Source organism: Nostoc sp. (assembly GCF_036916655.1).
Taxonomy (GTDB): domain Bacteria; phylum Cyanobacteriota; class Cyanobacteriia; order Cyanobacteriales; family Nostocaceae; genus Nostoc.
The window spans coordinates 230,497-244,045 of record NZ_JBALFY010000093.1 but is presented as its reverse complement, the minus strand read 5'-3'; the positions used below and the strand labels follow the sequence as shown (position 1 = coordinate 244,045).

Sequence of the window (13,549 nt, the reverse complement as noted above, 5' to 3'; positions counted from 1 at the left end):
AGATAGGTAAGAGAAAGAAAACAGTATATTTTACGAAGTATAAAAAGAATAACCTTGTTAATTTGTAATAGCCAAGATTCGTTTTAAAAACGAAATGGCTTTGGATGCATTTAGCCAATTTAAAATAACGTTGGAAGAAATGATGTTAGAAGAACTGTTAGCAGAATCACCGGTGCGCGATCGCTTACAATATGAACGTGCGATCGCATTTTCTGAGCTAGGCGATCGCCTCTTTGATGAGCTTGCTGATAAAATTGCTACAAAGCGACAGTACCGACTACTGTTTGAACACACATTAAAGCCTGAGTTATTCCAACAAATCCGAATTGCTGCTGCTGGTTATATTTCAGCGTGTCTGAATAGTCCCATCATTCTTTCGGAAGCTGAAATGCTGGAACGACTATTAGAAGCAAGAAGTACTTTGGCGAACTACACCGGCACTGGTCTTTTGATGCCCAAGCGAGAACACATTTTGGCATTTAACCTCTTTCAAAAGAGTGTCGCAGAGGCTTTCTACCAACTAGGAGCAAATGACCTGATTGATGCAGTGGATTTACCAGTCAATCTCCGCATGGTCTACGGTAAGACTGATGCCAAGAAGTTGGGTTTGCCCTTCGCTAGCTCAAAATGTCACAGTGATGTCTGGGCAGGTGTTGCTGCTGATGCAACTGTAGTGGTTCTGCCACTGTTTGGTGACATCGATAATATCACCATCGAAGCAGGTGAAATGCCCCGCGAAATGGAACTACCGTCTATGCACGTGATGTCAGACTTCGCTGAAGGTCAGGATATTCCAATGGTTGTCTCCTACACCGAAGCACAACTACAACACGGCACAATGTACTTTAATGATGCCCGTGGATTGCATCAAACAGTAAGAAGGAAAACTGAAGGTCTAAGAATTTCAGTAGATTTCCGGTTTCGGAGGAAATTTAATGAAGCTTACCGGGCAATGGTAGAACCTAATATTGGTGGTATTGAAGAAGATATGAGCGTACCATATCAAGACTGGCTGAAGGTTGGCAAAGAAACGCTAATTGTGTTTGATGAAACTGTTGAACAAGCTAAGAATAGACAGAATCCTGACGCTCCAGTTCCACTTTACACTCGTGGGTATCGCCTTTTAAATATGTTTAACTTTTGATTTGCAAAAATCTCAGTTACAAAAAAGAGGTCTTTCTTGACCTCTTACCAATTCCCTAAAATAATGTTCTATTTACATACAGAATTACGACAAGCCAGTATTAGCACCTTGCTTACCAGTTGCTAATTCCACTTTGATGATTGTGCCACCTGCTTTTTGAATACGTTGCTGTTCGCGGAACCAGTTTTCATAAGGAACTAGCTTAGTAAAGTAAGTATTTTGTAGTTCGCGTTGGGTACGAATTCGGGTTTGGCTAGGAACTAGAGCAGTAATTTTAAAGAAACGGGCCATGTTTTGAAAATCTCCTGTATATTTTGTGAAAACTTTTTTTATCTCAAAATCTTGAGTGCAAATCTTTTAATCATTCCAAGGCTGGAAATCAAACATCAATACTAGACCACCAACACTCATCACTGATAATTTACCAAGATAAGCAATCTAACGTTCTAGCACTCACGGTTGATTTCCAGACCTTAATAAAGCCGCACCTAAATTCTTAAGCGCAAACTAGCTCTTAGCTTAAGCCAGAAGAGATATAGTCTAAGTAAACACCGACTTCCTTACCAGCGTCAGAACCTACCAAGCTGGCAGCTACTTCCTTGATTGCTTGGATAGCTTGCACGGTAGCACCAACAGGAACGCCCAAGGAATTGTAGGTTTCCTTCAAGCCGTTTAGCACACGCTCATCTAGGATGGAAGGATCTCCAGCCAACAAAGCGTAGGTAGCGTAGCGGAGGTAATAGTCCAAATCACGAATGCATGCAGCATAGCGGCGGGTGGTGTACATGTTGCCGCCGGGACGAGTGATGTCAGAGTATAGCAAAGATTTTGCTACAGCTTCTTTAACGATCGCAGCAGCGTTAGCGCTGATGGTGCTAGCAGCACGTACCCGCAGTTCGCCAGTAGAGAAGTAAACTTTCAGCTTCTCTAAAGCAGCGTTGTCTAAGTATTTACCTTGAACGTCTGCGGAGTTAATGACAGCGGTAATTGCGTCTTGAGCCATGTTGTTAATTCCTTATTTCCAACCGTATTGCAATACTTCTGTTTAAGTAGGTAAACAGCTTCAACTTATCCTAGAAGGGCGCCAACTAGGTAGTCGAAGTAGCCACCAGCTTCACTAGCGTCATCACCAGAGAGCAATGTAGCAGCTCCGTTCTTCAGCCCACGGATACCTTCAGCAACACCATCGATAGGAGTTCCCAAAGACTTGTACAGTTCACGCGCACCGATAACACCAATTTCTTCGATGGGGGTAACATCACCAGCAACAATACCGTAGGTAATGAGGCGGAGGTAATAATCTAGGTCACGCAGACAGGTAGCAGTCAATTCTTGACCGTAAGCGTTACCACCAGGAGACACAACATCAGGACGCTTTTGGAACAGTTGATCGCCAGCTTGCTTAACAAGACGTTCGCGATTTTCTGTCAAAATTTGAGCAATCCGCACACGGCGCTCACCACTTGCAACAAAGGACTTGATCCGATCTAACTCACCAGGGCTGAGGTAGCGGGCTTCTGCATCAGCATTCACGATAGCTTTCGTGACAATACTCATTAATGGATTCCTCCAGTACGAATGAAACCAGGATTTGATTAAACTGGTGCGACTTTAGATTTGGTTTACTGAGTTTATTTTCGTTCTTTTAGACACAACCGTTTTACAACTGCTACGGCTAATAAATTACGAGTTTGCTTGAGTCAACATCAGTCAACTAGCTTTTAAACTCAGTTACCTTCCGCAAAACATTTTCCGGCATTCTGTTGAGCATTTATGACTGCTCTTAATACTTTGTAATATTGCTTTTCAGAATTTACTCTTTTAGCAGCAATCTGAGAGCAGTATTACGAAAGGTTACGAATGGGGGACTAGGGACTGGGGACTGGGGACTGGGGATTGGGGATGAGAAATAATCTCTTCCCTGTTCCCTACTCCCTACTCCCTACTCCCTATTCCCTATTCAACCCCTACACTGCCGAGGTAGTTACCTGCTGGCAGAGATGGGAAGCGGTTGTAAGGCACAACATCTTCACCGAAGTAGCGGCTGTATTCTGGACTTTCGACTATGGCTTCTACAGCAGCGGACAAACCACTATCGGTTAGTAGCTTGTTGTACTGGCTAATTTCTTCCTGAGTTGCGGGTGTACGCCCCAACAGATGACGGAAGAGGAACTCAATGACCTTGGCATGAGGATAAGGTGCCAAGAAGCGCTGGCGATAGATTTGGGAACTGGCTAGTTCACGTACAAACTCGCGGACGGAAATTTCACCATTCTGGAGTTTGCTATCTAAGTCAGTACGGCGGAAATTATCAGGCACTTCACCGCTAAATACATCCAACACTTGCCGATAAATGGCGTTGATTGCCTGTTGTTTTTCGGCTTGGTTGGTGTTTTCGGTTAGACGGTAAATGCGTGCATGTTTACGCACACCCGGTTCCACTGATTGTCCGCTAGCATCGTTGTAGGAACGACCCAGTTCCGCAAAGGATGGCTTCCCATTTGTTTGGGCTGCGATATCTGCGATCGCTTGTAGCACAAGTGGTGTATCGTTACTAGCTCCGACACGGGCTTGTACTGGCTTAAAGCTTGGCACAACCACGTCATCGTTTTGCTTGGTAAGCTGGTTGTACAACTTCTCTGTATTCGGGAAGTTTGCCGCAGGTAGGGTCGGGAAGCGACGGTAAGGAACCGTATCTTCACCAAACACTTGGTTATATTCCACACTATCTACCAAAGCACCAATAAAGGCACGAATACCTTGAGTAGCCAAAATCTGGTTATACTTGCGGATTTCTGCTTGGTCTAGTGGCGCACGTCCTAAGAAGTGTTTGGTTCCCAACTCAATCACTTTGGTGTTGGGGTAAGGTGTGTAGAACTCTTTCAGGTAGAGGTTAGAGTAACCCAAACCTTCAATAAATTCCTTCACACTAATTTCGCCATTCCCTAGCTTGCTTTCCCACTTTGTAAATTCGTTTTTGGCGATGTAGGGTGCAATATCCCGCTCAAAAATCTGACGATACGCAGCGCTAATCAAAGTTTTGACTGCAACTTTGTCACTGGTATTAGCCACAAGCTTGAAGATTTTGGTTTGTTCCCGTTGCTTGCTGACACCTTGGTTAATGCGGAACTGAATATCTGGTTCTGACCGATTTTCTGTTACAGTACCCAGTGTCACAAAGCTCGGTGTTACTTCCTTCTGGACTTTTGCGGCAATATCATCACGAATACTACCAACACGCAATTGTCGCCCGGATACACCACCAGGAGTCAAATACCGTTCGTAAGGAATTGTATCTTCACCAAAGGCTTCGCTGTATTCTACGCTGTTAATAATGGCATCAACCACCGCGTAAAAGCCCTGTTTTGAAGCAATATCAAAGTACTTGTTGATTTCTTGACGACCATAAGTCGGACGACCCAACAAGCGGCGGTGAATATACTCGATCGCTTTACAAACATACAGCGATGACCAGTACAGATTGCGGAACACATCTGACTTAGCCAAACCACGGATAAACTCTCGCACCGAGATGTCGCCGTTTTCCAGCTTGATTTCCAATACCTTCGGTCGTTGACCTTCGTAAAGATCGCGACCGAAAACTTGCAGGTAAGCAGCTTTAATCAATGCTTGCGTGGAGCTTTCGGAGTATCTGACGCTAGAATTTTTAGCAGCCTTTTTACCTCTAGTACCAGGTAGTTGATCTAACTTGAACACCTTGGGACCAAGAGTACCAGGAGCTTCACCCCGCGCCCTGGGATTACTATTTTGGTTATTAATCCCTGCCCCTTGGTGAATTAGGATGCGTTTGGTATCCTTGCCAAAAGGAGCAGGATTGGTGCTGGGGTTGCGAGTTTCTTTCGGGAAAATCGCCCCAAACTGAATTTCCAATGGGTCATTACCAGAACCGTAGGGATGTTGATCTGGTAGCGGTTGCTCGTAAGCCGCAAATGTGGTAATAAACTGAGGTATCTTGCGGAAAGGCGCACTGTAGTTAAACAGGTCTTGCTGCGGCCCCCAGTTGCGACATTCTTGTGCTTCTTGACCCAGACCCCGCAGGTAGGGTACTGTTTCTTCACCAAAATAGTCGCTGTATTCAGAAGAATCTACTAAGGCATCTACTAAAGCTGCCAGACCACCCTTAGAAATAATCGAGAAGTATTTTTGTACTTCTTCTCGGCTACTTGGCCCCCGTCCTAGAATGTGACGGAAAGCTAGTTCGATGACTCGGCTGTTAATAAAAGGCTGGTAAAACTGTTTTTGGTAAAGGGGAGATTTAGCTAAACGACGGACAAACTCTTTCACAGAGATGTCGCCATTCTTCACCTTGGATTCCAGGTCAGATATGGATAAGCTATAAGCACGGGTAATGTCGCGCTCAAAGATTTGCCGATATGCGGCCTTGATTACTTCATTTTTTTCGGTGGCTGATAACCCAGTCTTCAAGACAAACTTGGGACGACGTTCTGCGGCATTAAAGTAAATTTGCGGCAGTTGTAACCCTTGTTGGTCGCCAGAGGGGCGTTGGCGAACTTTGTTTGAAGGTGTGGCTGCTTTGAATTCTGTTAACAAAACATCCATGTACTGAGACACAATTTCTGTAGCCTCAGCATCGTTGCGGAAAAAGGAAAGTGATCCGGCTTTGATTTCTTGCAAAGCTACTAGCGTTGCTTCACCAGAGCAGGCATTTTCAATGATTTCCCGTAAACCCCTTGTATTCACCGCTATGATGTTGGGGTCGCCAGCAACGATCGCATAAGTAGCGTAGCGCAAGAACCAGGATAAATCCCGCAAGCTCTTGGCCATGTTGCTTGGGCCATAACGAGCAATGTTAATTGGTCTGAAACCTGCGGGTGTCGGGCCACTGGGGGATGAGTTGAAGATTGAGCGTAAATTTTCTAGGAACCCACCACGACTTTCAACGTAGGTTACAGTTCCTAGTCTGAGGTCTTCTCTAACATCTTTCCCACCACCAACAGTTACTAGTTCTACTTCTCTAGGCTTTTCTAAAAAAGCCATTGGCGAACCACCGACAAAAATCCGGTTGGCAGCCCGAGACACAATAATCTCGGCATTGTCCGTTAGCGTCTGGGAAATTTCTAGACGCTTTGCACCAGATGCAAAATAGCTTGCCAGTTCATTTAATTCACCATTTCCCAAGAAGCGGTCTTGCTGCTCTGCTTGGATAATCGTGGATACAGTTAGAGTTTGATATAGTTGCGGACGCGCAACCGAGCTTCCACCACTCGCCTTAACACTCATCGGATTTGTAAAACTCCCATCATAAGCGTTTATATGTTAAATCTGGATTGTTTTGAGGCTTGACACATCGGTGTGTCTATGCTTTATGAGCTTGAGAGTATTGCCTGCAAAACTGCCAGTAAATTAACCCAGTTAGCTTTTAGATTAGAACGTTTTGCGTTCTCAAGGCGGATTTATTAAGAAGTATGTAGAAGATGTATCTTAAATATCTCCAGTCTTAAAAGTGCATACTCCAGTTTGTCTGAGATTAAGTCTAAGTTTTGTAACTAAGTAGTAGGTTGGGAACTGTCTACTATCTACTGAATTTATTTTTCATCTAAACGCATAGGGGCGCAGAGGTACGCGGAGAATTTGCTACGAATTAATAAATGTTGTACTTAGTCGCTGGACAGTGCTTACCAGTCAATACTAAGTTGTTTTTGCTACTAGTAAACTCATATTCGCATCTGACACCACATAGGAAGTAATTCTTAATTGGTGATGGTTTAATCTGCGAATAGTCAGTATTTATATACAGAGGAAATACTATGCACAAAAGTTTTAATTTTAACTATTTATTTAATGTTACTTTGTCTGCGATCGCAGTTATTTTGGCTGTCACTCCTGCAAATGCGCTTCCAGAACAAAACATCAGCACCGTTGTCAAGTAGGTAAAGAGTAGACCTCAACTACCAACACTATTTGATTAGACCTGCCTATGTAACTTGAACAGTTGTCATAATATCTAATAATCCTAGAAAGACAGTGCTTTAGGGGAAAGGCTATAACTATAGCTAAATCAACGGATTGCAACAATCTATTACCCTAACCCTAAATTTCAGTATTTCTAAACCTATCGCTATCTAACTAATTACCAAGATTTACCAAGATATTTATGTAGAATTAAATGTATGAATAAAGACTTTAATTCAGACGATCGCACTTTTGAAAATACGATTAGTATCCAACAAGATTCCCAACTTCTTGAAAGAAATTAGGAATCTGAGCTTTTCATAACTCAATATCTGATTAGATGCTCCCCACTTTCACGAAGAAACAGCTTTCAAATGTGAGCCATGATGAGATAGGTAGCTGGAGTTAATCACCCGATTACGCCCAGAATTTTTAGCCTGTAACAGACATTGATCGGCACGATATAGCAGACTCTCTCCTTGTTCATCATCCTCAGATTGCAGAGAGGCTGTGCCTAGACTAATGGTGATATTAATTGTCAATTTATTATTGAGTGCAAATGGTTCGTCGCTGACTATGCGATTGAGACGACGGGCTACTAATAGTGCTTCATCATCGGTAGTGTTAGCCAGAAGAATTACAAATTCTTCGCCACCATAGCGGAATGCTGTATCTTGACAGCGCAGATTGTGGCGCAAGCGCTGACATAATATTTGCAAAATGCGATCGCCTACTAAATGCCCATGAGTATCGTTAACTTTCTTGAAATGATCTACATCCAGAATAATCAAACTTAGGGAAGTTTTTTGAGTCCTGGCTCTTTGAATTTGTCTGGGCAAGTCCCATTCTAAAGCACGACGATTATTTAATTCTGTCAATGAATCTGCTAAGGCGATCGCAGATAGGATATCATTTGTCCGAATCAAATCTCGATATTTTTGGGCTTTCCGTAAGCCAACTGTCAATTGAGCAAGTATTAGGCCATGATTAGCAGTCAACTCTGCCAAGCTATGGTCTGTTTTATCTTCAATCAGATGCCAAATATAAGCATCGGCTCCTTGCTTTAGTGCCGCTGCACTCATCTCTAATTCCCGATGCCAACCCTTGTTTCTATCAATAAGCTGCTGAGAACGATCCTCGAAGAGAATACAGTATATCCACGAAAGTTTTGTCTGATCTTTCAACCAATTACACAATTCCATACTGTCATCTAGGCTAGCCTGCACCAGTATGATATCGGGAGGCGTCATTTTAATTCGTGACACTGCCTGATTCAAATTGTCTATAACTTCTACACTAAAAGCAGTTGCATAACGGATCTGATCTGGAAGTGTGGCGATAAAATTATTTTTTCCAAAGACCAGAATAGAAATATTCATTAGTTTGTTTTTTATCCTATTTAAATTTTCAATAGATTAACTTGAGTAACTCGCTGTTCTTGTTGCCTAATACTAAATATAATGTTTCAGGCTTAGTTATATTTTTTGATATATGATTTTTTGAACGCCGATTTTATGGTGATTTTCCAAGCTTAATCTCCTTTGAAGGCTTTATTTTTACTATTATGGTTTCTGAAATATCCTCTTATGACAACTAATGTCTTCTTTACAGTTTGTTTTTAAAACAGTAAAAATACTGAATATTATTTGGAGACACAAAACCTATTTATGTAGTTTCTCAAGTGCTATTTTCCTGAGAAAAATACCAAAATAAATAGTTCATAATAACCGTTACATCAGATAGCTAAATTTCTTTTTAGGTAGAAAAATAAAGAAATTATAAAGTTTTTTATTGAAGTATCAAAGCCAGAATTTTTTCATTGAATTACAAATCTTATTTTCCATAAACTAACTCAGCCTTTTTCTTTACGAGCTAGGCTTTGAACGAGTATTAAGATAAGAGTTGAATTACAAAAAAATGTAAATCAAATAGACAGCAGAACTAGTTCCGGCTCTGGATAGGAGCTTTGTGGTACTAACATGCTCTAAAGTTACAGACTGAATTTATAGGGTAAAAATTCACAATGAAAAGAGATTGTGAACTCAAGTTGCACGATGTTCTAGCAGGAGAAAGAAAATATCTCTGCCTATGTGTTATCTGTGTTTTTTTATTTATTTACAGCTATTTTCAGGTAAATAGATCATGCGGTAGGGGCACAGCAATGCTGTCCCCTACGACAAATGTGGTTCAAATACGCGAAAACTGCTGTAATTTAAATTTTTTATTTGCTGCAACATCATAAATCTGGAAAACAAGGCTAAATAAAAAACTTGAGGGTAAATTGGTTACATTCCACCCATAGAAAGGGCGGACTAAACATAAAAAAATTTTGTTAGCGTCGCCTAAGATATTAAAATCTAAACCTCTGCCAAAAGTTAGAACCCGATCAATAACCTTCAATAGCGTAACCAGCAGCAACAATTACCTGTTTGATTGACTCCTCGGAAGCTGTGGATTCCACCGTGACAGTTTTAGCGTTAACATCGACATCCACCTTGGCATCAGGTTCCATAACATGGATGGACTCAGTAATTGTGTCTGCACATCCCTCACAAGCAATATTTGATACCTTCAGTTTTAGTGCCATTTGTTACCTCTGTATGGAAAATTTAAAGTATTTCTTAAGGATTAATATTAACCATTGAAATCAATTTGTGCATCATACCAGAGTCAGATTATGCTGTAGAAGCATCCTAATCACTGTATTTTGCTTACTGACTGGCAAAATTCACTGGCAGTAAGATGAAACAAAATGCAAGAATATATAAAGCTATTTATGAAAATACACTTACTTAGTGCCGCTACGCCTAAGTCTGAAGTTAAAAACACTTATGTCTTCAAATCCCCAGTACCTAAGCGGTAACGAAATTCGCAACATATTTCTCGACTTCTTCGCCCAACGGGAACACCAAATTCTCCCAAGTGCTTCCCTCGTGCCAGAAGACCCAACCGTGCTGCTGACGATCGCGGGGATGCTACCATTTAAACCAATATTCTTGGGGCAGCGCACACCAGAGTTTAAGCGGGCTACGACTTCGCAAAAGTGTATCCGTACCAACGACATCGAAAATGTCGGACGCACCAAACGGCATCACACGTTTTTTGAGATGTTGGGCAATTTCAGCTTTGGTGATTATTTTAAAGAACAAGCGATCGCTTGGGGTTGGGAAATCTCTACGCGAGTCTTTGGCTTTTCCCCCCAAAATCTCGTTGTCAGCGTTTTTGAAGATGATGATGAAGCCTTTGAAATTTGGCGCGATCAAATTGGTGTGTCGGTAGCGAGAATTAAACGTTTGGGCGAAGATGATAACTTTTGGGTATCTGGCCCCACTGGCCCTTGCGGCCCTTGTTCGGAAATTTATTACGACTTCCACCCAGAACGCGGTGAGGAAAATATCGATTTAGAAGACGATACCCGATTCATCGAGTTTTACAACCTCGTCTTCATGCAGTATAACCGGGATGCTTCCGGGAATTTAACGCCACTGCAAAACAAGAACATCGACACCGGCATGGGTTTGGATAGAATGGCGCAAATTCTCCAAAAAGTGCCCAATAACTACGAAACTGACCTAATTTTCCCAATTATCCAAACAGCAGGGCAAATTGCTGGTGTTGATTACCACAGCAGTGATGAAAAAACTAAAACTTCCTTAAAAGTAATTGGCGATCATATTCGGGCTGTCATCCACATGATTGCTGATGAAATTCGCGCTTCCAATGTGGGAAGAGGTTATGTACTGCGGCGATTAATTCGGCGGGTGGTGCGTCATGGGCGATTAATTGGGATTTCTGGCGAATTTACTACCCAAGTTGCTGAAACTGCGATCGCTCTTTCAGAATCAGCTTACCCCAATGTGCGCCAACGGGAAGCAGCAATTAAAGCTGAGTTGCAACGGGAAGAATCAAATTTTCTCAGAACTCTGGATAGAGGCGAAAAACTTCTAGAAGAAATCATCCAAGAGGTGAAACAGCGAGGAGAAACTCAAATTAGCGGTGAAAGCGCATTTACCCTCTATGACACCTACGGATTTCCACTCGAACTGACTCAAGAAGTTGCTGAGGAAAATAATCTCACAGTTGATGAAGCGGGCTTTGATGCCGAAATGCAAAAGCAGGTGGAACGTGCCAAAGCAGCACATGAAACCATCGATTTAACTGTACAAGGTTCCCTCGACAAACTAGCAGAACACATTCAAGTCACCGAATTTATCGGCTATACCCAACCTGCTGCAACTGCGAAAGTCGAAGCGATATTAGTAGAAGGTGTTTGCCAAGAGGAAGCAGAAGCGGGGACAGAGGTGCAAATTGTCCTTGACAAAACGCCATTTTATGCTGAATCGGGGGGACAAATCGGCGATCGCGGTTATATCTCTGGTGATGGTATCCTTGTTCGGGTGGAAGACGTTAAAAAAGAATCTGATTTCTTTGTTCACTTCGGACGCATCGAACGCGGTACACTACGCGTAGGCGATCGCATCACCGCCCAAATCGATCCCGCTTGTCGCCGTCGCGCCCAAGCTAACCATACCGCAACGCACCTATTGCAAGCGGCATTGAAGAAAATTGTTGATGAGGGCATATCTCAAGCTGGTTCCCTAGTTTCCTTTGATAGGTTGCGCTTTGACTTCAACTGTCCCCGCGCGTTGACAGCAGAGGAAGTCCAACAAGTTGAGGAACAGGTGAACACTTGGATTGCCCAAGCACATGCTGCGAAAATAGAAGTACTACCTTTAGCAGAGGCGAAAGCTAGGGGTGCTGTTGCGATGTTCGGTGAAAAATATGGCGATGAAGTGCGGGTGATTGACTTCCCTAGCGTCTCAATGGAACTATGCGGTGGAACTCATGTGAGTAACACGGCTGAAATTGGTGTGTTCAAGATTATTTCTGAAGCTGGTGTGGCTTCTGGAGTGCGGCGCATTGAAGCTGTTTCGGGGCCAGCAATCCTAGATTATCTGAATTTACGGGATAAAGTAGTTAAAGATTTGAGCGATCGCTTTAAAGTTAAACCTGAAGAATTGCCAGACAGAATCACAAGTCTGCAAAGCGAACTGAGAAATAGCCAGAAAGAATTAGAAACCTTAAAGGTACAATTAGCGATCGCTAAATCTGACAGCTTACTACAAACAGCCCAAACCGTAGGCGGCCATAAAATTATTGTCGCCCAATTAGAAGATGTCGATCCAGAATCATTGAAAACCGCAGCCGAACGCTTATTGCAAAAAATCGGTAATGGTGCGGTGGTACTGGGTTCTGTTCCTGAAGCAGGGAAAGTTAGTATAGTTGCAGCTTTTAGTCCAGAAGTCAACAAAAAAGGACTGCAAGCTGGTAAATTTGTAGGTGCGATCGCTAAAATTTGCGGCGGCGGCGGCGGTGGAAGACCAAACCTAGCCCAAGCAGGTGGACGCGATGCCAGTAAATTACCAGATGCGTTAGCACAAGCGGAAAGTGATTTAAAATCCGCCTTAGGTTAACGGTATAGCGCAATTCCCCACCCTTAACTTGCGAGTGCGGTGGGGATTCTTGTTAAGAAGTAAAAAGTGCATTAGACGTAGGTTGGGTGGAGCGGAGCGCAACCCAACATATATCAGGATGTTGGCTTTGGCAAAGCCTCCAACGCCACTTGCTACAACGCGGGGAACCCGCAAGGGCGCTGTGGCTCCCCAACCTACAATTTTTTTGCTAGTGATATGGACACTATAAGACAATAACTTGATTGCTGGAGTCAATCTAAAATCTAAAATCTAAAATTGTGTTATCTAAACCATCTCAAACTCTAATTGATGACTTTTGAGAAAATCATGAGTGAAATGATCTACGACATTTGTATCAGCTAGTTCTAAATTATAAAAATCCACAGTTTCATGGTCAAAATGGGGCCCCGCGTGCCAAGTACCCTGATGTAGCTTGATAAAACAATTCCCCGGAATGCGGAAAGCAGCAATCTCTTCTAATACTGGTTCATTCACATCATTATGAGGAGGAGAAACCGCCATTAACCAGTCCTTCCCTTCCAAAGAACCCAGACATTGAGTGCATTCGACATGGCGAGTAATTTTGTGAAACTTTCGCCCTCTCTTCTGCAACCGCATAATATAAAATCGTGGAATTCCGTTTTGCAAGCTTAAGTGGGCATCTTCTCCATCGTAAGTTTTACCATCAAGACTTGCAAAAATCACTTGTCCATAAGGTCGAAAGTTTTCAGAAGTCACCCATTGTGCTTGCAATTGCTGCACTGTTTTTGATGTACTCATATCAAATCTTTGAGAGAGATTACTTAGGTTTATAAGAAGAATTCAGAACTCAGGAGTCAGAATTCAGAATTGAATTCTGTACGACTAGGTAATGAATATTGGTTTAAAACCTTGCCCCTTGTGGGCGAAAAAATTAAAATATTCTCGCCTTAAAAATCTATCCCTTTATGGGTAGAGTATTCTGAATTCTGTATTCTGACTCCTGTTTTATTTTCCC

Annotated in this window: 9 protein-coding genes and 1 pseudogene; 3 read left to right on the top strand and 7 right to left on the bottom strand. The window is 42.5% G+C overall.

Annotated features, from left to right (window positions below; translation table 11 throughout):
• Positions 1-94 precede the first annotated feature (94 nt).
• Entirely contained in the window at positions 95-1,144 is a 1,050-nt protein-coding gene (locus tag V7L31_RS25155) for a hypothetical protein (RefSeq protein ID WP_334698790.1), read from the top strand.
• Positions 1,145-1,228: 84 nt separating this feature from the next.
• Here the strand turns inward: V7L31_RS25155 and V7L31_RS25150 are convergent, their stop codons facing one another.
• The 4 genes and pseudogenes from V7L31_RS25150 to V7L31_RS25135 all read right to left on the bottom strand — a co-directional run.
• A complete protein-coding gene (locus V7L31_RS25150) occupies positions 1,229-1,435 on the bottom strand; it encodes a phycobilisome linker polypeptide (RefSeq protein ID WP_179064020.1) in 207 nt (68 codons plus the stop codon).
• 223 nt (positions 1,436-1,658) lie between these two features.
• Positions 1,659-2,147: an allophycocyanin subunit beta gene (gene apcB / locus V7L31_RS25145; protein ID WP_179064019.1), complete on the bottom strand. Its 489-nt coding sequence runs from the start codon at positions 2,145-2,147 to the stop codon at positions 1,659-1,661.
• 65 nt (positions 2,148-2,212) lie between these two features.
• Positions 2,213-2,701: an allophycocyanin subunit alpha gene (apcA, locus tag V7L31_RS25140; protein WP_179064018.1), complete on the bottom strand. Its 489-nt coding sequence runs from the start codon at positions 2,699-2,701 to the stop codon at positions 2,213-2,215.
• 411 nt (positions 2,702-3,112) lie between these two features.
• Positions 3,113-6,406: pseudogene (locus V7L31_RS25135) on the bottom strand (phycobilisome rod-core linker polypeptide); the annotation flags it as partial.
• A gap of 527 nt (positions 6,407-6,933) precedes the next feature.
• On the opposite strand from V7L31_RS25135, the gene V7L31_RS25130 reads away from it, so the two are divergent.
• Positions 6,934-7,056, top strand: a complete 123-nt coding sequence (locus V7L31_RS25130; RefSeq protein WP_334698789.1) for a hypothetical protein — start codon at positions 6,934-6,936, stop codon at positions 7,054-7,056.
• Between the two features lie 375 nt (positions 7,057-7,431).
• On the opposite strand, the gene V7L31_RS25125 is transcribed toward V7L31_RS25130, so the two are convergent.
• Entirely contained in the window at positions 7,432-8,457 is a 1,026-nt protein-coding gene (locus V7L31_RS25125) for a GGDEF domain-containing protein (RefSeq protein WP_334698788.1), read from the bottom strand.
• A gap of 1,007 nt (positions 8,458-9,464) precedes the next feature.
• Positions 9,465-9,665 (bottom strand): heavy-metal-associated domain-containing protein, encoded by a 201-nt coding sequence (locus V7L31_RS25120; RefSeq protein WP_179064296.1) that lies wholly within the window; start codon positions 9,663-9,665, stop codon positions 9,465-9,467.
• Between the two features lie 244 nt (positions 9,666-9,909).
• Here V7L31_RS25120 and alaS point away from each other — a divergent pair, with 244 nt between their 5' ends.
• Positions 9,910-12,552 (top strand): alanine--tRNA ligase, encoded by a 2,643-nt coding sequence (alaS, locus tag V7L31_RS25115; protein WP_334698787.1) that lies wholly within the window; start codon positions 9,910-9,912, stop codon positions 12,550-12,552.
• A 285-nt stretch (positions 12,553-12,837) separates the two neighbouring features.
• Here alaS and V7L31_RS25110 read toward each other — a convergent pair whose 3' ends face one another.
• A complete protein-coding gene (locus V7L31_RS25110; protein WP_334698786.1) occupies positions 12,838-13,332 on the bottom strand; it encodes an ureidoglycolate lyase in 495 nt (164 codons plus the stop codon).
• Between the last annotated feature and the right edge of the window lie 217 nt (positions 13,333-13,549).